The organism is Thioalkalivibrio sp. ALE17 (assembly GCF_000425605.1).
Lineage (GTDB): Bacteria > Pseudomonadota > Gammaproteobacteria > Ectothiorhodospirales > Ectothiorhodospiraceae > Thioalkalivibrio.
This window is the reverse complement of the sequence record NZ_AUDT01000001.1, coordinates 191,725-211,302: the sequence shown is the minus strand read 5'-3', so window position 1 is coordinate 211,302 and position 19,578 is coordinate 191,725. Positions and strand designations below refer to the sequence as shown.

Annotated in this window: 19 protein-coding genes and 3 pseudogenes; all 22 read left to right on the top strand. The window is 60.5% G+C overall.

Features of this window, described 5'->3' with window-relative positions; translation table 11 throughout:
* The first annotated feature begins 128 nt into the window (after positions 1-128).
* The 22 genes and pseudogenes from H609_RS0100950 to H609_RS13565 all read left to right on the top strand — a co-directional run bounded on the left by H609_RS0100950 (position 129) and on the right by H609_RS13565 (position 19,552).
* Positions 129-1,844 carry a bifunctional sulfate adenylyltransferase/adenylylsulfate kinase gene (locus H609_RS0100950; protein ID WP_028484080.1) on the top strand — a complete coding sequence of 572 codons (1,716 nt, stop codon included), beginning with the start codon at positions 129-131 and terminating at the stop codon, positions 1,842-1,844.
* Positions 1,845-2,187: 343 nt separating this feature from the next.
* On the top strand, positions 2,188-2,451 hold the full coding sequence (locus H609_RS13580) for an AbrB/MazE/SpoVT family DNA-binding domain-containing protein (RefSeq protein WP_081619335.1): 264 nt from the start codon (positions 2,188-2,190) through the stop codon (positions 2,449-2,451).
* Between the two features lie 284 nt (positions 2,452-2,735).
* On the top strand, positions 2,736-3,098 hold the full coding sequence (locus H609_RS0100940) for a PIN domain-containing protein (protein ID WP_028484079.1): 363 nt from the start codon (positions 2,736-2,738) through the stop codon (positions 3,096-3,098).
* Positions 3,099-3,483: 385 nt separating this feature from the next.
* Positions 3,484-3,747 (top strand): annotated as a pseudogene (locus tag H609_RS13260) (ABC transporter ATP-binding protein); the annotation flags it as partial.
* Between the two features lie 53 nt (positions 3,748-3,800).
* Positions 3,801-4,874 carry a dTDP-glucose 4,6-dehydratase gene (gene rfbB / locus H609_RS0100930; RefSeq protein WP_028484078.1) on the top strand — a complete coding sequence of 358 codons (1,074 nt, stop codon included), beginning with the start codon at positions 3,801-3,803 and terminating at the stop codon, positions 4,872-4,874.
* A complete protein-coding gene (rfbD, locus tag H609_RS0100925; RefSeq protein WP_028484077.1) occupies positions 4,871-5,791 on the top strand; it encodes a dTDP-4-dehydrorhamnose reductase in 921 nt (306 codons plus the stop codon). Before rfbB (H609_RS0100930) ends, rfbD (H609_RS0100925) begins: the two co-directional genes overlap by 4 nt.
* Complete coding sequence (gene rfbA, locus H609_RS0100920) at positions 5,791-6,672, top strand: glucose-1-phosphate thymidylyltransferase RfbA (protein ID WP_028484076.1); 882 nt, start codon at positions 5,791-5,793, stop codon at positions 6,670-6,672. The genes rfbD (H609_RS0100925) and rfbA (H609_RS0100920) overlap by 1 nt, the downstream gene beginning before the upstream one ends.
* Before the next feature lie 2 nt (positions 6,673-6,674).
* Positions 6,675-7,223 carry a dTDP-4-dehydrorhamnose 3,5-epimerase gene (gene rfbC, locus H609_RS0100915; RefSeq protein WP_028484075.1) on the top strand — a complete coding sequence of 183 codons (549 nt, stop codon included), beginning with the start codon at positions 6,675-6,677 and terminating at the stop codon, positions 7,221-7,223.
* The gene (locus H609_RS0100910; RefSeq protein WP_028484074.1) at positions 7,220-8,548 is read left to right on the top strand and encodes an oligosaccharide flippase family protein; all 1,329 of its coding nucleotides are present in this window, start codon (positions 7,220-7,222) and stop codon (positions 8,546-8,548) included. Before rfbC (H609_RS0100915) ends, H609_RS0100910 begins: the two co-directional genes overlap by 4 nt.
* A 40-nt stretch (positions 8,549-8,588) precedes the next feature.
* The gene (locus H609_RS14145; protein ID WP_155988710.1) at positions 8,589-9,389 is read left to right on the top strand and encodes a hypothetical protein; all 801 of its coding nucleotides are present in this window, start codon (positions 8,589-8,591) and stop codon (positions 9,387-9,389) included.
* A gap of 86 nt (positions 9,390-9,475) precedes the next feature.
* Positions 9,476-10,586: pseudogene (locus tag H609_RS13255) on the top strand (IS3 family transposase).
* A gap of 50 nt (positions 10,587-10,636) precedes the next feature.
* Positions 10,637-11,482, top strand: coding sequence for a hypothetical protein (locus tag H609_RS14210; RefSeq protein WP_196800885.1), 846 nt, complete (start codon positions 10,637-10,639; stop codon positions 11,480-11,482).
* A complete protein-coding gene (locus tag H609_RS0100895) occupies positions 11,454-11,831 on the top strand; it encodes a hypothetical protein (RefSeq protein WP_028484072.1) in 378 nt (125 codons plus the stop codon). Before H609_RS14210 ends, H609_RS0100895 begins: the two co-directional genes overlap by 29 nt.
* A 14-nt stretch (positions 11,832-11,845) precedes the next feature.
* Positions 11,846-12,805, top strand: coding sequence for a glycosyltransferase family 2 protein (locus H609_RS0100890; protein ID WP_051206733.1), 960 nt, complete (start codon positions 11,846-11,848; stop codon positions 12,803-12,805).
* 270 nt (positions 12,806-13,075) lie between these two features.
* Complete coding sequence (locus H609_RS13570) at positions 13,076-13,606, top strand: antitoxin Xre-like helix-turn-helix domain-containing protein (protein WP_017942185.1); 531 nt, start codon at positions 13,076-13,078, stop codon at positions 13,604-13,606.
* A gap of 5 nt (positions 13,607-13,611) precedes the next feature.
* Complete coding sequence (locus H609_RS0100880; protein ID WP_231369947.1) at positions 13,612-14,073, top strand: RES family NAD+ phosphorylase; 462 nt, start codon at positions 13,612-13,614, stop codon at positions 14,071-14,073.
* 112 nt (positions 14,074-14,185) lie between these two features.
* Positions 14,186-14,644: pseudogene (locus tag H609_RS0100875) on the top strand (transposase); the annotation flags it as partial.
* A gap of 355 nt (positions 14,645-14,999) precedes the next feature.
* Entirely contained in the window at positions 15,000-16,085 is a 1,086-nt protein-coding gene (rfbB, locus tag H609_RS0100870) for a dTDP-glucose 4,6-dehydratase (RefSeq protein WP_081659404.1), read from the top strand.
* Positions 16,082-16,993, top strand: coding sequence for a dTDP-4-dehydrorhamnose reductase (gene rfbD / locus H609_RS0100865; protein ID WP_028484067.1), 912 nt, complete (start codon positions 16,082-16,084; stop codon positions 16,991-16,993). Before rfbB (H609_RS0100870) ends, rfbD (H609_RS0100865) begins: the two co-directional genes overlap by 4 nt.
* Before the next feature lie 2 nt (positions 16,994-16,995).
* Positions 16,996-17,538 carry a dTDP-4-dehydrorhamnose 3,5-epimerase gene (rfbC, locus tag H609_RS0100860; RefSeq protein ID WP_028484066.1) on the top strand — a complete coding sequence of 181 codons (543 nt, stop codon included), beginning with the start codon at positions 16,996-16,998 and terminating at the stop codon, positions 17,536-17,538.
* Between the two features lie 14 nt (positions 17,539-17,552).
* Positions 17,553-18,437, top strand: a complete 885-nt coding sequence (gene rfbA, locus H609_RS0100855) for a glucose-1-phosphate thymidylyltransferase RfbA (protein ID WP_028484065.1) — start codon at positions 17,553-17,555, stop codon at positions 18,435-18,437.
* 110 nt (positions 18,438-18,547) lie between these two features.
* Positions 18,548-19,552 (top strand): EpsG family protein, encoded by a 1,005-nt coding sequence (locus tag H609_RS13565; protein WP_196800884.1) that lies wholly within the window; start codon positions 18,548-18,550, stop codon positions 19,550-19,552.
* Positions 19,553-19,578: the final 26 nt, after the last annotated feature.

The following is a 19,578-nucleotide window of genomic DNA, read 5'->3' as shown; positions in this document are numbered from 1 at the left end:
CTGGCTGCTCGTATGGCGGTGGCATGTCCCTGTAGGAGCGCAGCCCCTGCGCGATGGGGTGGTGGTGATGCCCCAATCGGCCAGGGGGCTGGCCTCCTACAGGGGGTAAAACGAGAACGGATGATGGAATGGAATTGATTACGCCGTATGGCGGCACGCTCTGCGAGCGTTATGTGGACGAGGCGACGGCCCGCGAATTGAATGAAGCGGCGCGGGATATGCCCTCCTGGGATCTGACGGAGCGCCAGCAGTGCGACGCCGAGCTGCTGCTGAATGGCGGCTTTTCCCCGCTGACGGGCTTCATGGGCCCGGCGGATTACGACGGCGTGCTCGAGAACATGCGTCTGGCCGATGGCACGCTGTGGCCGATGCCGATCACGCTGGACGTGACCGAAGCCTTCGCCGCGCAGGTGGAGGAGGGCAGCCGCATCGCCCTGCGCGACGCGGAGGGCATGCTCATCGCGGTAATGGACGTGGAGTATCGCTGGACCCCCGATCACACGCGCGAGGCAGAACAGGTGTTTGGCACCACCGATACCGCGCACCCGGGTGTCAACGAGCTGCTGCATCGCACGGGCCCCGTCTATCTGGGCGGCACACTGCACGGTCTGGAGCCCCCGGTCCACCACGACTTCCGCAACTATCGTTACAGCCCCACGGAGCTGCGCGAGTACTTCCAGAAGCTCGGCTGGAACCGCGTGGTCGCCTTCCAGACCCGCAACCCCATGCACCGCGCCCAGGTGGAGCTCACCCGCCGGGCCGTGCGCGAGACCGAGGCCAACCTGCTGATTCAGCCCGCGGTGGGCGTAACCGCACGGGGGGATGTGGACCACTTCGTGCGCGTGCGCTGCTACGAGCACGTACTGCGCCAGGCTCCGGAGCAGACCACCCAGCTCAGCCTCCTGCCGCTGGCCATGCGCATGGCCGGCCCGCGCGAGGCGCTGTGGCACGCGATCATCCGTCGCAACTATGGCTGCACACATCTGATCGTCGGTCAGGACCACGCCAGCCCCGACCCGGGCCCGGATGGCCAGACCTTCTATGGCGCCTTCGAGGCACAGGAACTGCTCCGGCGCCGCGCCGACGAGATCGGCATCGAGATGGTCCCGTTTCAGGCGATGACCTATGTGCAGGACCGCGCCGATTTCGTGCCGGCCAACGAGGTACGCGAAGGCGAACATACCCTCAACCTCGACAACCCCGAGTTCTGCCGCCGGCTGCGCGAGGGCCTGGAGATCCCCGAGTGGTTCTCCTACCCGGAGGTCATCCAGGAGCTGCGGCGCACCTTCCCGCCGCGCCACCGGCAGGGCTTTACCGTGTTCTTCACCGGCCTGTCCGGCTCCGGCAAGTCCACCATGGCCAATGCCCTGCGGGTCAAGCTGATGGAACTGGGCGGGCGCGCCGTCACGCTGCTGGATGGCGACATCGTGCGCAAGGAGCTCTCCAGCGAGCTGGGATTTTCGAAGGAGCACCGCGACATCAACGTCCAGCGCATCGGCTATGTGGCGAGCGAAATCACCAAGAATGGCGGCTGCGCCATCTGCGCCCCCATCGCGCCGTACACCGACATGCGCCGCCGCGTGCGCGAACGCATCGAGCGGGTAGGGGGCTTTATCGAGGTCCACGTCGCCACGCCGCTGGAAACCTGCGAGGCCCGCGACCGCAAGGGCCTCTACGCCAAGGCCCGCGCCGGCCTCATCAAGGAATTCACCGGCATCGACGACCCCTACGAGGAGCCGCAAAGCCCCGAGCTGCGCCTCGACACCCGCGAGATGACCCCGGACGAAGCTGCCCACCGCATCCTCCTCAAACTCGAAGCCATGGGCTTCATCCGCAACCCTTAGCGCACAATCCGCCAGAGGCCTGGCCCCCCACACCCAATGCCACTCCCCCCCCCCTGTGGGAGCGGCCTTGGCCGCGAAGCCCCCGCCAACGCCAGAAAACCACCCAATCTTCACAACTAGCCAAGCCACGCAACCTCCACCAGCCTTCCCGGCCTTCGCGTAGCGCAGAGCCGGGATCTACTGCTCCTGTAGTGGCCCAGACGAGGGGGGCGGATAACCGCTGAGCGGTTTCCGGGAGGTTGTTGTGGTTCGAGGCGCGGGGATGTCAGGCGCCCGTGACCAGCATGGCTCGTTCCGCCTTTGTGTGCCATATTGGAGCCAAGCGTGGCAGAGGGAGAAAGCGGTGGCACAAAATGAAAACGAGGTGCAGGTCGGCGCACAAGGCCGTGTCGTGATCCCGGCCGCGCTGCGCAATACCCTAAAGCTGCGCCCTGGCGACCGCCTGGTCGCCCGACTGGTCGGGGAGAGCCTCGTGCTGGAACGGCGCGAGCGGGTCGAGCGGCGGCTCCGTGAGCGATTCAGGCACATCCCGCAGGACGTCAGCCTTGTGGATGAACTCATCGGCGATCGGCGGGCCGAAGCCAAACACGAGCATGGGGAGTCATGACCACCGTGCTGGATGCCTCCGCCCTGGTAGGGAAACACTGATGAATGTACGCACTCGCGCTCGAGTCGCTTTTGCGTGCGAACAAGGCGCGGTGACTGCTGTGCAGTCATTCTGCACAAGGGAGCCGCAACGCCGTGCGCGCGCAAAAGCGGCCGAGCCCCGCGGGGTTGGTACCCCCAGGTTCCCCGACCCTGCGTTGCGTCGCTGGCGAGTAGAGCCACTACCCGCTGCGCGACGCGCCTTGCCTCGGAAAACCTGGGGTACCAACGCGAGCGTGTACATTCATCAGTGTTTCCCTGACCTTCCTGCATGACGAGCCGGGCGGGGACAGGGTCGCCCGCGCCCTTGATGGCGGATGCGTGTCCACCGTGAACTGGTCCGAGGTGCTGCAAAAATCACTGCAGCGCAAGGTCGACGTCCAGGGCATGCGGCAGGAGTTTGTCGACGTCGGGCTCGTTTTCGAGCCGTTCACAGCGCAACAGGCGGACCTCGCCGCACAGCTGTGGGAGTCCTCGCGCCGGCATGGCCTGTCAATGGCCGACCGAGCCTGCCTGGCGCTGGCCAGGGACAAGGCCCTCCCGGTGCTGACCGCCGACCGGGCGTGGACCCATCTCGACCTGGACATCGAGATCCACCCCGTGCGCTAAACCCTCCACCTGTGGGAGCGGCCTTGGCCGCGAAGGCCCTGCCCGCGTCGGACGCCGGCAGGGCCTTCTACTACAGACACGCTCGTACGGCTGATTGCAACGCCGTCGCAGGAATGCGGCGCCTGCGCGATGGGGCACGTCCCGAATCCAACTGGCCAGAGCCCCGGGCTCTTCATCGTTACCTGTGGCCGGCAACCTTGCTTTCTGTTGCCCGAGCCACCCACCCAACCTTGAGCCCAACCCCCCAACCATGGTCCAATCCGCGTTCAACCGCTGAACACACCCCTGTAGGAGCGTGCTCGCACGCGAAAACCCACGCGAGACCTACCCCCTCTCGCACGCGCTGCCCCCTCCAGAACCAGCACCCGGAATCCAGTACCCAGCAATGTTCAGCACCTACCGCAAAGCCCTGGCCCTCCTAACCCCCAAGGAAAAACGCCGCGGCGGCCTCGTGCTCGGCATGGTCATCGTCATGGCCGTGCTGGAAACCGCCGGTGTCGCCTCGGTCATGCCGTTTCTGAGCGTGCTGGATAATCCCCAAGTGGTGCAGACCAACCTGGTGCTCAACATCGTGCACGAAGGCCTCGGCTTTACCTCGGTGGAGGCCTTTATCCTCGCGCTGAGTGCGGCCGCTTCCTGTTCTATTCTGGTCTTCGTCTCTGTTTTTTCCTGTTTCAGAAGCGAAGTTAGGGGAGCGAACTGATGCGCATCCTAATTACTGGCGGTGCCGGTTTCATTGGTTCGGCGGTTGTGCGCCAGTACATCGCCGAGACCGATGCGACAGTGATCAATGTCGACGCACTGACGTATGCCGGGAACCCCGAGTCCCTGGTTGATGCGCGCGAACATGCGCGACATGTGTTCGAGCACGTGGATATTGCCGACGGTGCGGCCCTGGAACGGGTCTTCCGGGAGCACCGCCCCAATGCCGTGATGCACCTGGCGGCCGAATCTCACGTAGATCGGTCCATTGAGGGTCCGGCGGCGTTCGTGGAGACCAACGTGACCGGTACGCACAATCTGCTGGAGGCCGCGCGCAGTTACTGGTCGGAACTTGAGGGTGAAGCGAAAGAACGCTTCCGCTTCCATCATGTATCCACGGACGAGGTGTACGGCGATCTCGGGCCGGAGGATCCCGCCTTTACGGAAGAGACGCCGTATGCCCCGAGTTCTCCCTACTCGGCCAGCAAGGCGGCAAGCGACCATCTGGTGCGCGCATGGCATCGCACCTATGGGCTGCCGGTCGTGATCACCAATTGCTCGAACAACTACGGGCCCTACCAGTTCCCGGAAAAACTGATCCCACTGATGGTCCTCAATGCCCTGGACGGCATGCCGCTGCCGGTCTACGGGCGCGGGGACAACGTCCGCGACTGGTTGTATGTGGAGGACCACGCACGGGCGCTGCGCCACGTGCTGGCCCACGGCGCAAGCGGACGCACCTACAACATCGGAGGGCGCTGCGAACGCACCAATCTGGAGGTCGTCCACGCGCTATGCGCGGTCCTCGACGAACTCGTACCGGACGAGCAGGGCCCCTACACACGCCTGATCGAGTTCGTGACGGATCGCCCCGGCCACGACCGTCGCTACGCCATCGACGACACCCGCCTCGCGAATGAACTGGGCTGGCAGCCGAGGGAGAACTTCGAGACGGGCCTGAGGAAAACCGTGCAGTGGTACCTCGACAACCCGGAATGGATCGAGCGCGTGCGCTCCGGCGCCTACCGCGAGTGGATCGACGCGAATTACGCTAACCGAGGGCGGGCCGTATGAAGATCCTTCTTCTCGGAAGCAACGGTCAGGTGGGCTGGGAGCTGCAACGCGCGCTCGCTCCCCTGGGCGAAATTACGGCACCGACACGCACGGAAACGGGTGGGGTGTGTGGCGACCTCACGCGACCGGATCGGTTGGCCGCCACTGTGAGACAGGTAGCGCCGGACGTGATCGTCAACGCGGCCGCCTACACTGCGGTGGACCAGGCGGAGTCGGAGCCGGAACTGGCCCATGCCATCAACGCTACCGCGCCGGAGGTCCTGGCGGCCGAAGCACAAGCCCTTGGAGCCTGGCTGGTCCACTATTCGACCGATTACGTGTTTGATGGCACGGGAGCCGACCCGTGGTCCGAGGACGACGCCACAGGCCCGCTCAACGTGTATGGACAGACGAAACGGGAAGGAGAAGCCGCCATCCAGGCCAGTGGTTGTCGGCATCTCATCTTCCGAACCAGCTGGGTGTATGCCTCCCGGGGGCGCAACTTCATCCGCACTATGCTGCGCCTGGCAGCCGACCGCGCTGCGCTACAGGTGATCGACGATCAGTTCGGTGCCCCCACCGGCGCGGAGCTCATCGCAGACACCACCGCACAGATCCTGTCGCAACCGCTGGACCGGGCGGAGATCTCCGGGCTTTATCATCTTGCCGCCGCAGGCGAGACAACCTGGCATGGCTTTGCCCGATTGGTGATCGCCACGGCGCGCGATGCCGGCTGGCCCGTCCGGGTTACGGATCAAGCGATCGAGGCCGTGCCAACGGAGGCGTTTCCCACGGCGGCACGGCGTCCAGGCAATTCCCGCCTGAACTGCAGAAAGCTGGAAACCACTTTCGGCCTGCGTATGCCGGACTGGCGCGGTGGTGCGCTACGTGCCCTCGACGAGATCCTCGCCTGCGAGACAACAGGAGGCAGCGCATAATGCGACGAAAGGGCATCATCCTCGCTGGCGGCTCCGGCACCCGGCTGCATCCGGCTACGCTGTCGATCAGCAAGCAGTTGCTGCCGGTCTACGACAAGCCGATGATCTACTACCCGCTGAGCACCCTGATGCTCGCGGGCATTCGTGACATCCTGATCATCTCCACCCCGCAGGACACCCCGCGCTTCGAGCAACTGCTGGGGGATGGCAGTCAATGGGGTCTGAGCCTGCAATACGCCGTGCAAGCGTCACCTGACGGTCTGGCGCAGGCCTTCATCATCGGCGAGGATTTCATCGGCGGAGACCCCTGTGCACTGGTCCTCGGCGACAACATCTTCTACGGCCACCACTTCGACGACCTGCTCGGGAGAGCCAAGCGGCGCGATGAGGGCGCAACCGTGTTCGCCTACCACGTCCACGAGCCGGAACGTTACGGTGTCGCCGAGTTCGACGCCAACGGCAAGGTGCAATCGCTGGAGGAAAAGCCCGAGCAACCGAAATCCAGCTACGCCGTGACCGGCCTCTACTTCTACGATGCCGACGTCGTGGCCATGGCCAGGGAACTCAAGCCCTCCGCCCGCGGCGAACTGGAAATCACCGACCTCAACATCGCCTACATGAATGCCGGGAAACTGCATGTGGAGATCATGGGCCGCGGCTACGCCTGGCTGGATACCGGAACGCACGACTCCCTGCTCGACGCCAGCCAGTTCATCGCCACGCTGGAAAAACGCCAGGGGCTGAAGGTCGCCTGCCCGGAGGAAATCGCCTACCGCGCCGGCTGGATCGATGCGAACCAGCTCGAGGAGCTGGCCCGACCCCTGCTCAAGAACGGCTATGGCCGCTACCTACGGCGTGTCCTGGAAGAACGAGTCTTTTGAGTATGAAAGCCCACCCGCTATCCATTCCCGATGTCCTGCTCCTTGAGCCCCGCGTATTTGAAGACGAGCGCGGCTTCTTCTACGAGAGCTACAACCAGCAGGCCTTCGACGAGGCCGTTGGCCACCCGGTCGCGTTCGTACAGGACAACCACAGCCGCTCTGTAAAGGGGACCCTGCGCGGTCTGCACTATCAGCTGCCGCCGCACCCCCAGGGCAAGCTGGTGCGCGTCACGCTGGGTGAGGTCTTCGATGTCGCCGTCGACATCCGCCGCGGGTCGCCCACCTTCGGGCAGTGGGTGGGGGAAACGCTTTCCGCCGAAAACCGCCGACAGCTATGGATTCCACCCGGCTTCGCCCACGGCTTCGTGGTCACCAGCGACATCGCCGAGTTCCAGTACAAGTGCACCGATTTCTACGCCCCCGCCAGCGAGCGAAGCATCCGCTGGGACGACGCTGCCCTGGGCATCGACTGGCCCCTCGACGCTGACCCGCTGATCTCCGGCAAGGACGCGCAGGCCGCGATCTTCCGCAACGCGGAGGTTTTTGATTGAACACCGCCGTCATCCGACGACTGCTGGCGTTGGGGCAGGGCGATGGCCTGCGTGCCCAGCTTGTCCGCGGGGCGATGGGTGTGGGCGGGCTCAAGCTGTTGTCCCTGCCCCTCACGCTGGCGGCGTCCATCCTCCTGGCCCGCGCCTTGGGACCGGAAGGCTATGGGCAATATGTCTTCGTGATGGCGGTGATCGCCCTGCTCGCCCTCCCTATCGGGCCGGGGCTCGGCCAGCTTGTCACGCGCGAAGTCGCCCGCTATCACCATGGCGAGGACTGGTCGCTCTTCCGCGGGCTGCTGCGTCGAGCTCACCAATGGGTATTGCTCGGCTCGGTGGTGATCATCAGCGCCGTCCTCATCGTTGCCGGCCACAATGCAGCGTGGGCGGTGGACGACCGCTGGACACTGCTGTTCATCGCCAGCCTCATGCTGCCTCTTCTGGGTCTCAACGCCTTGCGGAGCCATACCCTGCGGGGGCTGCGCCACGTGTTCCAGGCGCAGTTGCCCGAGCTGCTGGCCCGGCCGGCCTTTCATCTGCTGTTTGCTGGCGTGCTGCTTGTCGGTGGTGCGCTCACTCCGGCTACCGCACTGGGGAGTCAGATTGCCGCCACCGCATTGGCCTTCCTCTTGGGTGCGTGGCTCCTCAGCCGTTGTCGGCCCGCGCAGGTCGAGCAGGCCGACCCGGACTATCGTCATGGCGAATGGGGGCGCGCCCTGCTCCCGTTCACCCTGCTGGCCGCTGTCAGCACCCTGAACGCCCAGATCGGCATCCTTGCCCTTGGGTGGCTGGGCACGGATGAAGATGTCGCGGCACTGCGGGTGGCGCAGCAGGGTGCCATGCTCGTGGTTCTGTCGCTGACCATCGTAAACCTAGTGATCGGCCCTCACATCACCGGAGCGCATAGGGACGGCAACCACCGTCGCCTCCAAACTTTATCCCGGGCATCAGCTCGAGTCGCGCTAATTTTCTCTTCTGTTCTTGCTCTCCCAATGCTTGTGATGCCGTCGGTTGTGCTTGACTGGGTATTTGGAGCCGAGTATGCGGCTATAGCGAGCATGCCACTAGTGATTTTAGTCGCGGCGCAGTTGATAAACGTGGGTTTTGGCGCCGTTGGGATGCTCTTAATGATGACCGGGAACGAAAAAATGATTGTTTCGCCGCACTTGTTTGCGTTAGTAGCTAACGGCTGCTTGTGTGTCGCTTTAATACCCAAGCTTGGTGCATCGGGCGCCGCAGTGGCGGCGGCGGTCTCAATAGTCTCTTTAAATATATTGCTAGCTGGGTACGTCAGTCGCGTTCTCAACCTGCGGCCCGGACCCCTATGAGTGATGGCGACAATTGCGCGGAAAACTGGAGTTTTTGAATATGATCAAACCACATGCGTATACGAGAAAAGTTGGTAGCCAAAAAGAGGAGCCGAGAATTCGTCATGACAAAGATGGCGGCATTACAGTAGAAGGGTATCAGTCTTATAAAATAAAAAAGAATCGAATAAAACCCGAAAAACTGCAACACGCATTGAAGTATCAGATAATAAGGCCGTATCTTCGCCAGATTTCCCCGGATTGTAGCGTTATCGATATAGGGTGTTCAGCAGGTGTAATCGGGCTGCAAGCGTATTTCGATGGCTATAAAAACCTTTATTTTTTGGATCACGACAAAGAATATTTGGGTCTACTAGAAGAGGTTGCGTCAGAGCTTGGTGTAGAGACTGCGCGGGTGATTTGTTCACCAATAGATAAGTATAATGGGAGAGGGGATGTCGCTTTTGCATTTGCGATTATTCACTGGATATATTCTTATTCGGCGAGGTATGGCAGCCTTGGTTCCGCAGTATCGGACTTGAAACGTTTAGGGGGTACATGTTTATTTATAGAGTGGATTGATAACAGCGATCCGGCAATCGTAAAGGAGGGTCATATAAGAAAAAATCGCGAAGTGCAGAAAGCTCCATATAATAAAAAGGAGTTTGTTAAAGCGCTCAGCGAAAACTATTCGCACATTAAAATGATTGGACGGGTATCAAAGACAAGGGAAATATGGCTCGCCGCGGACCAAGATATTAAACCAAGAAAAGGGGGCCTTGTGAGAGCGCGCCTTAAGACAGGGTGGTTATCGGCTAGTTCTGGTGTAGAAAAACTGAGAAAACGGCTTCGCATAGGATAGGGTTGGATTGGCGTGTCGCCTTCCCGTAAATTCGGTCCATTGAAAGCTGGAGGTCTCCGGGCACACTAGAGCCAAAGGAGGCCGAGATGCGCAAGAGTCGGTTTACGGAAAGCCAGATTGTTCAGACGCTGAAGCAGGTCGAAGGCGGCCGGAAGGTGAAGGACGTCTGTCGGGAGATCGGGGTCTCTGAGGCGACCTACTACCAGTGGAAGTCGAAGTACGGTGGCATGGAGGCTGCGGACGTCCGACGGCTGAAGGAGCTGGAGGACGAGAACAACCGGCTCAAACGGATGTATGCCGAGCTGGCCCTGGAGAACACGGCCCTGAAGGACGTGATCACAAAAAAGCGCTGAGCCCGGACGATAAGCGTCGTGTGGTCACTGCGTTGACGCAGGACCACGGGCTGAGTCAGCGCCGGGCCTGTCAGGCGGCAGGGGTTGCGCGGTCGGTGGTGCGGTACCGCAAGCAACCGGACCGGGACGATGCGGTGATCGCGCTACTGCAGGAGTTGGTGGAGCGCTATCCGGAACGGGGCTTTGGCAAGCTGTTCAAGCTGATCCGGCGTCGGGGCATGCCCTGGAACCACAAGCGGGTCTGGCGCGTGTACTGCGCCCTGAAGCTGAACCTGCGGCGCAAGGGCAAGCGCCGTTTGCCACCACGGGAGCCACGGCCCCTGGCGTCGACCGAGGCCCCCAACGCGTGCTGGTCAGCGGACTTCATGTCGGATGCGCTGTGGGACGGACGGCGCTTTCGCGCCTTCAACGTGGTGGATGACTTCAACCGGGAAGCGCTGGCCGTGGAGATCGATCTGAATCTGCCCGCACCCCGTGTGATCCGGGTGCTGGAGCGTATCGCCGCCTGGCGAGGTTATCCGCAGCAACTCCGCCTCGACAACGGCCCCGAGTTCGTCTCGGCCGCGATCGCTGACTGGGCCGAGCAGCGGGGCGTGGAACTGAGCTTCATCCAGTCGGGTAAACCGATACAGAACGGGTTCATCGAACGGTTCAACGGCAGCTACCGCCGCGGCGTGCTGGACCTCTACGTCTTCCGAACGCTGACTGAAGTCCGGGAACACACCGAGCAGTGGCTGCAGGACTACAACGAAACCATCCCTCACGAGTCGCTGGGGGACCTGACGCCGGTCGAATACCGGCAATTACACACACCCCGGAAACCTCTAGTTATGCGTGGACCTAATCCGGGGAAGTCGACAGGCGGGGTCCGGAGAGGGCTGCCAAAGGACTTCAGTGATTTATATTGGACTAATTAAAAGGATATTAAAGATATTCCGCCAGGGGCGTCGATGCCTGAGAAGGAGGGCATTTGTAATCCCTGGTTTCTCACACGTATACAAAGTCCAGGTCGGTGCTTCCTCGTCTAGAATAGGTAATGAGTTTTTAGCGAATGAGGCAAGAATTGACCAATATGGATTTTGGTGTAACAGGGCAGTTTGTTTAAAGATGTGCACGCCTAGTGGGTCTCCAGTTGTCGTCGGGAAAAGTTACAAGCTGGACCGACAAGCGACCACGGACGAAGTCGATAGGCTGATGTATGGCCTTGCCCAAGATGTTGATGCATTCGTTTCAGTGGAGTTCGTTGATTGGAAAAATTCGTTTGATAGGGTCAGCTTAGAAACCGCCTTAGATGTTCTCGGTAGCAAGGAATCTGAATTCGTCCTTGCCAGTCTTTGTGGATTAAAGCTACCAGTTACTGGGGCTCATGGTGATTTAATAGATCGAAATATTATGGTGTCCAAAGATGGCGAGCCGAAGATAATTGATTGGGAGTTTTATAAACCATTCGGAAGTGTCCTAACGGATCTCCTCAGAAATCATAATTATAGATTAAAAAAGTTCCACAACACCGATCTCTTTGATCCCTGGTTTATCGTACGCGCTGGTGTTCCGCCAGCACTGAAACGCGGCGAGCTACTATCTAAGTATACTAACGATATTAGTCAGTTGGGAATTTTGAACGCCTTGAGTAATGTGTGCACCGCCGAAGACCAGAAGCAACTGATTCAGCAAGCAGAGCGTTTTAAGATTCGCATTAGAGAAAGGAGCGATGGTGGGCGCCTTCTACTTGGTGGATGAGGTCGAGCACTCCTTCCGCAATTTGAGCGCACGGGTCGGGGGAAAACTACGACTGCAAGACGCCAAGTGCGAGCCGCGCGTGTTCAACCGCAGCATAGGTTATCGCAATGAGGCAGTACGACGTCTGGTCGACGTCCGTTGCCCGTTCGCGAGAGTGATTTATCGGGCTGTCCCGAAATCCCCGCAGCAACGCCTGAAGTCAATGATCTACGTCCCAAGAAACAGCCGTCACGAGTCACTGTTTTCCAGTGAAAACATGATCGGCTTTATCAAGGAATATTACCGCGAGGATCTTGCATTGTACGAGTATGTCAGGGAGGCGCGAATCAAGAAGAGGGCGGCCGGATGAAGGTTTCTATCGCCATGGCAACCTACAACGGCGGCAAGTACCTGCGCGAGCAGCTCGACAGCTTCCTCGCGCAGACGCGATTGCCGGACGAACTGGTGATCACGGACGACTGCTCGACCGATGACACGCTGGCGATCATTGAAACGTTTGCCGCAACGGCGCCCTTCGAAGTGCGGTGGGAGCGCAACGAGGAAAATCTCGGCTACACGGGCAATTTCAACAAAGCGCTGATGAAGGCGGCCGGCGATCTGGTCTTCCTCAGCGACCAGGACGATGTCTGGTTCCCCGAAAAGCTGGAGCGCATGGAGCGCTACGCCCTCGAAGACCCCGAGGCACTGGTGGTGATGAACGACGCCGCGCTGACCGATGGCGACCTCAACGACACCGGGTTGACGAAGCTTGGACAGATCGCCTCCGCCGGTATGCGCGATTCGAGCTTCGTGATGGGATGCTGCGCCGCAGTGCGGCGGGAACTGCTCGACCTGTGCCTGCCGATCCCCGCAGGGTACAAGGGCCACGATGGCTGGATCGTCAAGATGGCCGAGGGGGTCGGACGCAAGTGTGTGTTCGCGGATGTACTGCAATGGTATCGCCGGCACGACGAGAATGAATCGCAGTTCATCGCAAACAGGACCAGCAAAGTTACGCGGGGGATGGTGCTCAAGCAGTCCGTGTCCCGTTTGATCCAGGGGGCTGAGCAGCAGGAGCAGTCCGCTGCTTCTGCTGGTCAGCTGAGAGCGTTCCTTGCCGGCGTGCGTGAGGCGCGTGACCGGTCGGGACCGCCGCTTTCCGACGAATTCAGCGCCTATCTGCGCCAACTCGAGAATCGCCTCTCGGCGTTGGACGGTCGCTTGGCGGTACGCGACAAGGCCCGCTGGATGCGCTTGCCGGGCGTTTTGCGTCTTTGGCGCAAGGGCTCCTACAGCGAGTTCGCGGGTGCAAAGAGCGCCATCCGGGACCTGCTGTTCCGGTGATCTCAAAAGCGGGCGAGATCTGTGTGCGTGAAGCGCGGCAAACGGGGACAGATTTATTTTCTGTCGCAAGGATGCGGCGGTGATGCAGGAGGAGCGTTATGCCAAGGATGGCGCGAGTGGTGTTGCCGGATATGCCGCATCATGTGTTGCAGCGGGGGGCAATCGGCAGGTCGTGTTTGCCGGGGATGGGGATTACGAGGGGTACCTGGAGGACCGGTGAGGTCATATGGTCTACAATGAGAGGCCAAATGGCCCACTGGAGGGCGCCCCATGACCACGACGACCGAAAACGCCACCCCGAATCGCCCGGATCAGGCGCGCACGTTTCGTTTCGACACCCAGCAGGCGCGCAAGCGCGTCACGGTGTACGGACTTGTCGCCAAGATGATCGGGATCGAGACCAAAGCCCGCCCCATCCAAGGCAAGGACGGACCTTACGCGCACATTATCGAAACGGTGCGGCTCGGACTGCCTGCGCGCAGCCTGGAGCAGATTGGGCAGTCGTATGGCATCCCGCGCGTGACGCTTGTACACCTGGCGGGGGTTTCTGAAACCACCTACAAGCGCCGCTTGAGCAAGAACGAGCGCCTGGATCCCGAAGCCTCCGACCGCGCGTATCGGGTCGCGCGTATTGCGGCCTTGGCCGAGACCATCTTCGAGGACCACGGCAAGGCGAAACGTTGGATGAACACCTACAACCGCGTGCTCGAGGAGGTCCCGATCAACCTGCTCGATACCGAGGCCGGAACCGAATTGGTCGAGACCGTCCTGCACCGGATCGACCACGGGGTCTTTAGTTGACCCGGGTGTTCCGGCTCCTGCGTGGCGAGCGCGCCGACACGGCCTTCAGTGGCCAGGGCGCCGCCCGCAGGGGCGGACGCTGGAACCCGGCCGGTGTCCCGGTCGTCTACACCGCGCAGTCGTTATCCCTCGCGACCCTGGAGGTCCTGGTCCACATGGAGGCCGAGGACTTCGGTGAGGTGTTTGTGTATTTCGACATCGAGATCCCAGACTCTATCGAGCTGCTCGCGGTCGACCCGGGCGACCTCGGCCCCATCGCGCGGGAGGGGTTGGATTATCCCGCGCTGCAAGAAGTCGGTCGCCAATGGGTCGAGAGCCAGCAGAGTGTCGGCCTGTGGGTCCCCTCGGCGGTGATTCCCAGCGAGCACAACCTGCTCCTGAACCCGGCACACCCTGCCTTCGAAGACCTGTCGATCGCCGGGCCGCAAGCGTTCTCCTTCGACACCCGCCTGAAGCCCCAGGCATAACGCTGATCGAGGTCTGACCGAAACGGGGATAGATTGATTTTCCGTCGCAAGGATGCGGCGGTGATGCAGGAGGAACGGTAGGCCAAGGATGGCGCGAGGGGTGTTGCCGCATATGCCGCACCATGTGGTGCAGCGTGGGCACAATGGGCAGGTGGTGTTTACCGGGGCCGAGGATTACGAGCGGTACCTGGAGGACCTGCGCGAGCTGAGCAGTGCGCTGGACATTCGAGTGTATGCGTACTGCCTGCTGACCAACCATGTGCACCTGTTGCTGGGGCCGGCCGTCGAAGACTACCCCTGGTCCGGCTATCGCCAGCGCACGGGCGGGGAGGACTGCTGGATCAACCCGGACCCGGCCTATCTGGACCTGGCCGACAACGAAGCCAGGCGGCAAGCACGATACGCCCGCTTCGTGCAGCAGGGCGTTCCGGAGCCGGAGCCGGAGCTGAAGCTGATGCCTGAGGCGCTACAGCGCGGCCAGCTCACCGGTAACCCGCGCCTCGTGGACGAGGTCGAGCAGATTATCGGTTGCCGCATCGAGCGCCGGCCTGGCCGTCCGCTATCACGCCGGAGGTTGGGAAGTAAATCTTTCCCCGTTTTCCGTTTTCGCAGTGTGATATCCGTTTCATCGGGTCAGACGTACTTGATCACGCCAAAGAACGTAATCGTCCCATGTGGTGATAGTTTTCATGATGTCGGGGTGATTTCGGTTGTGGTGATAGACGAGAAGCGTGATCTTGAAGCCTGAATCTATGGCGCGAGCAATCTCGGTTTCGGTCAGGTAAGAATGATCATTGCGGATGTCCTCAACGAACCGATCATAGTTCATCGTTAGGTTGTTCGGGTATTTCATTGTTTATCCTCCTAGTTGGTTTATCTTTATTTAGTATTTAGTAAAATTTGATGTTTTGTAAAATGGTGTTTAAGTGAGTCATCCAGAACGAATACTTGTTACCGGGGGAGCCGGGTTCATCGGCTCGGCGGTTGTGCGCCAGTACATTGGCGAGACGGATGCGACCGTGATTAACGTCGATGCGCTCACCTACGCGGGAAACCTCGAGTCTCTGGGGGATGCGCTGGAGCACCCGCGGTATCGGTTCGAGCATGTGGACATTACCGACCGTGCGGCCCTGGAACGGGTGTTCCGGGAACACCGGCCGAACGCCGTGATGCACCTGGCGGCCGAATCTCATGTGGATCGGTCCATCGAAGGGCCGGCGGCGTTCGTGGAGACCAACGTGACCGGTACGCACAACCTGCTGGAAGCGGCTCGAGGCTACTGGTCGGAGCTTGAGGGTGAAGCGAAAGAACGCTTCCGCTTCCATCATGTGTCCACGGACGAGGTGTACGGGGATCTCGGGCCGGAGGATCCGGCCTTCACGGAGGACACGCCGTATGCTCCGAGCTCTCCCTACTCGGCGAGCAAGGCGGCCAGCGACCATCTGGTGCGTGCATGGCATCGCACCTACGGGCTTCCGGTCGTGATCACGAACTGCTCCAACAACTACGGACCTTGTCAGTTTCCCGAAAAGCTGATTCCTCTCATGGTCCTCAATGCGCTGGATGGCAAGGCGCTGCCGGTGTACGGGCGCGGGGACAATATCCGTGACTGGCTCTATGTGGAGGATCATGCGCGGGCGCTGCGCCATGTGCTGGCCCATGGAGCCGTCGGGCGCACCTACAACATCGGGGGGCGATGCGAGCGGACGAACCTTGAGGTTGTACATGCCCTTTGCGCGACGCTCGACGAACTGGTGCCCGACGAGCAGGGGAGCTACGCGCGATTGATCGAGTTCGTTTCAGACCGGCCGGGCCATGATCGGCGCTATGCCATCGACGACACCCGCCTGGAGAATGAACTGGGCTGGCAGCCCGCAGAGAACTTCGAGACCGGTCTGAGGAAGACCGTGCAGTGGTATCTCGACAACGCGGGATGGGTCGAGCGGGTTCGCACGGGGGCCTACCGTGAATGGATCGACGCCAATTACGCCCGCAGGGGGCGCGCTGTATGAACATCCTCGTTCTGGGTGGCAACGGTCAGGTTGGCTGGGAGCTGCAACGTGCCCTTGCTCCGCTTGGCACGGTGATCGCCATAACGCGTCGTGAACAACAGGGCCTGTGTGGCGACCTCACGCGGCCCGAGGCGCTCGCAAGCACCGTCCGGCAGGTCGCACCACAGGTGATCGTCAACGCGGCGGCCTACACCGCGGTGGACCAGGCCGAAGACGAGCCAGAGCTGGCCGAGGCGGTGAACGCTACCGCAGCGGCCGTGGTGGCCCGTGAAGCGAGCTCCATTGGCGCCTGGCTGGTCCACTACTCGACGGATTACGTCTTCGGCGGAACGGGCACGCGCCCCTGGCACGAGGGTGACCAGACGGCGCCCCTCAACGTCTACGGCCGTACCAAGCGCGAAGGGGAGGTGGCGATTCAGGACAGCGGCTGCCGGCACCTGATCTTCCGCACCAGTTGGGTCTATGCCTCCTGCGGCAAGAATTTTATCCGCACCATGCTGCGCCTCGCGGCTGAACGGGATGCCTTGCAGGTCATCAACGACCAGCATGGGGCGCCAACGGGGGCTCCGCTCATCGCCGATGTGACCGCGCAGGCACTGCCTCTGGCCATGCAACACCCCGAGCTTGAAGGCCTGTATCATCTGGCCGCGTCGGGCGAGACCACGTGGCACGGCTATGCCTGCCGGGTGATCGAGCGCGCCCGCCGGGCCGGATGGCCGGTCAAAGTAACCGAACAGGCCATTGCGCCAGTTACTACCGATGCCTTCCCCGTGAAGGCCCGCCGGCCCGGCAACTCCCGGCTGGACTGCTCGCGCCTGGAGGCGGCATTCGGCCTGCGCATGCCCGCCTGGCAACAGGGCGTGGACCATGCCCTTGCCGAGATACTCGCCTGCGAAGGAGCCATTTGACGATGCACGTGACCCCGACCGCAATCCCCGAAGTCCTGCTCATCGAGCCCGCCGTGTTCGGCGACGAGCGTGGCTTCTTCATGGAGACGTGGCAGCGGCGCAAGTTCGCCGAAGCCGGAATCGACTACGACTTCGTCCAGGACAATCACAGCCGGTCGGTACAGGGCACGCTGCGGGGCTTGCACTACCAGATCCGCCAGCCGCAGGGAAAGCTGGTGCGGGTCACGCACGGTGCGGTCTTCGACGTGGCCGTGGATATCCGCAAGAGCTCGCCCACGTTTGGCCGTTGGGTGGGTGAATACCTTACGGCCGAAAACAAACGCATGCTCTGGGTGCCACCGGGTTTTGCCCACGGGTTCTGTGTGACCAGCGATACGGCCGAGTTCCAGTACAAGTGCACCGACTACTACGCCCCGGAGCACGAGCGCAGCATCCGCTGGGATGACCCGGACCTTGGCATTGCATGGCCGCTGGAGCACGAGCCGCTTGTCTTCGCCAAGGACCAGCAGGGACGGCCACTGGCACAGGCCGAATGCTTCGCATGACGGGGGATCTGCCAATGAAACAACGCAAGGGCATCATTCTGGCCGGCGGCAGCGGAACCCGGCTGTATCCGGTGACGCAGGCGATATCGAAGCAGTTGCTGCCGGTGTTCGACAAGCCGATGATCTACTACCCGCTGTGCACGCTGATGATGGCGGGTATTCGGGAGATCCTCGTGATCTCGACGCCCGATGATGTCCCGTTGTTCCAGAAACTGCTGGGCGACGGGAGCCAGTGGGGGCTCGATTTGCAGTATGCGGTTCAGGAGCAGCCCAACGGCCTCGCCGAGGCCTTCATTATCGGCGAAGATTTCCTCGACGGGCACCCGAGCGCCCTGATTCTCGGCGACAACATCTTCCATGGCCACGACCTGCGTGCGCTCGTTACATCGGCGGCCCAGCGTCAGCACGGCGCCACGGTGTTCGCCTACCCGGTCACGGACCCAGAACGCTACGGCGTGGTCGGCTTCGACGAGAACGGGCGCGCCACCAGCCTGGAGGAAAAGCCGGCCGAGCCACGCTCCCGCTACGCCGTCACCGGCCTGTACTTCTATGACGCGCAGGTCACCGACATTGCGAGGGAGGTTCGCCCCTCGGCACGCGGCGAACTCGAGATCACCGACGTGAACCGCGCCTACCTCGAGCGGGCTGAACTTAACGTGGAGGTCATGGGCCGCGGCATGGCCTGGCTGGATACCGGTACCCACGAATCGCTGATCGAGGCCGCCACCTTCATCGAGACCATCGAGAAGCGCCAGGGGTTGAAAGTCTGTTCGCCCGCTGAGACGGCCTACCGCGTGGGATTGATCGATGCTGATGCCGTCCGGAAGCTCGCCGAGCCACTGGCCAAGAATAATTATGGCAAATATCTCATCCGCATGCTGGAAGATCGAGTTTTTTAAAGCTTTTTGAATCCTGCTAAAACCATATGCGTCCACCGGAACAGCCTGCTTCCGCGAGCGCGGTTCAATAGAGTATGCAATAGCTCGTTATGCCATACACTCACGGAATTATGATCCCAAGCCTTCAACGTTCTTATGTGCATTTTTTTGTTGCAGCTGCTTATGCATCAGCACTAGCCAATATCGAGACTCTCTTTGTGTGGGGGGGCGAAATCAAGGATCGGCAAAATTACCTAAATTATTTTTTTGTTCACGAGTCATTGCTGGAGTCTTTACTCCAGGGTAATTTTCTTTCTATTGTCACATCCGAGCCCGTGTTTACTCTTCTCTGGGTGTCGCTATCTCATGTAACAGACACAGAATTGTCGGCCCTTAAGGTCTTGATATTTTCATCTTCTTTAGTCGCGTCATTTGTCATATTGGAGCGCAGGGGTGTTCCCTTTTTCTGGAAAGCTTTGATTCTTGTTTTTCCTTGGTTTCTAGTAAACTACATCATGACCTTGCGCCAAGGGGTGGCTATTGCGGTCCTTTTATACGCTCACTTCTACCTTGCTGGACGATGGAGGTGGGTCTTGTATGCCATTACACCGCTCATACATTACTCGTTCTTTTTGGTGTTGGTGGTACTGATTTTGGCAAATGTGCTAAAGGCCGGAAAAGTAACGAACTCTGTTCGCCTCCTTTCGCTGAATATTTTTGCGATATTGTCATCAATCCTAGTACTTTCTATCGTTAGCGGGTGGGTTTTAATTCCAATCAAAGAACTCGAATCTCTGTCTCTCGGGTACGCTGAAAAGATTTCACTAAATCTTGGCTTTGGATTTCTGTATTCGGGTGTTGTGCTTATATTGATGCTAACCTCAGAAAGAGATTTTATTAAGAATAATCTTATTTCAATAATAGCTATCACGATCTACTTATACGGAGTGATTTTCTTTCCGCCTATTAGTAGATTCCTTCAGATCTTCTCGCCTCTCATTGTGTTGGCAGGACTTCAGCTAACTGGATATCGGCTTCTATCCTTTAAGGGGCTTTTAGTGTTGCACGTGATTTATTTTTTCGTTATATCTATATACGCAGGAGGCCCAAGTGGAATGCTTGTTGGCGATAATTAAATGAGAAAAGCGGTGGTTTACACGGC

Excerpts from the sequence above, each read along its gene's own strand:
- H609_RS0100890 (WP_051206733.1), top strand. The coding sequence starts at position 11,846 with ATGGCAACCTACAACGGCGGCAAGTACCTGCGCGAGCAGCTCGACAGC.
- H609_RS13565 (WP_196800884.1), top strand. The coding sequence starts at position 18,548 with ATGATCCCAAGCCTTCAACGTTCTTATGTGCATTTTTTTGTTGCAGCT.
- H609_RS13570 (WP_017942185.1), top strand. The coding sequence starts at position 13,076 with ATGACCACGACGACCGAAAACGCCACCCCGAATCGCCCGGATCAGGCG.
- H609_RS14145 (WP_155988710.1), top strand. The coding sequence starts at position 8,589 with ATGATCAAACCACATGCGTATACGAGAAAAGTTGGTAGCCAAAAAGAG.
- rfbC (WP_028484075.1), top strand. The coding sequence starts at position 6,675 with ATGAAAGCCCACCCGCTATCCATTCCCGATGTCCTGCTCCTTGAGCCC.
- rfbA (WP_028484076.1), top strand. The coding sequence starts at position 5,791 with ATGCGACGAAAGGGCATCATCCTCGCTGGCGGCTCCGGCACCCGGCTG.
- H609_RS0100895 (WP_028484072.1), top strand. The coding sequence starts at position 11,454 with ATGGTGGGCGCCTTCTACTTGGTGGATGAGGTCGAGCACTCCTTCCGC.
- rfbA (WP_028484065.1), top strand. The coding sequence starts at position 17,553 with ATGAAACAACGCAAGGGCATCATTCTGGCCGGCGGCAGCGGAACCCGG.
- H609_RS0100950 (WP_028484080.1), top strand. The coding sequence starts at position 129 with ATGGAATTGATTACGCCGTATGGCGGCACGCTCTGCGAGCGTTATGTG.
- rfbD (WP_028484067.1), top strand. The coding sequence starts at position 16,082 with ATGAACATCCTCGTTCTGGGTGGCAACGGTCAGGTTGGCTGGGAGCTG.
- rfbC (WP_028484066.1), top strand. The coding sequence starts at position 16,996 with ATGCACGTGACCCCGACCGCAATCCCCGAAGTCCTGCTCATCGAGCCC.
- rfbB (WP_028484078.1), top strand. The coding sequence starts at position 3,801 with ATGCGCATCCTAATTACTGGCGGTGCCGGTTTCATTGGTTCGGCGGTT.
- rfbD (WP_028484077.1), top strand. The coding sequence starts at position 4,871 with ATGAAGATCCTTCTTCTCGGAAGCAACGGTCAGGTGGGCTGGGAGCTG.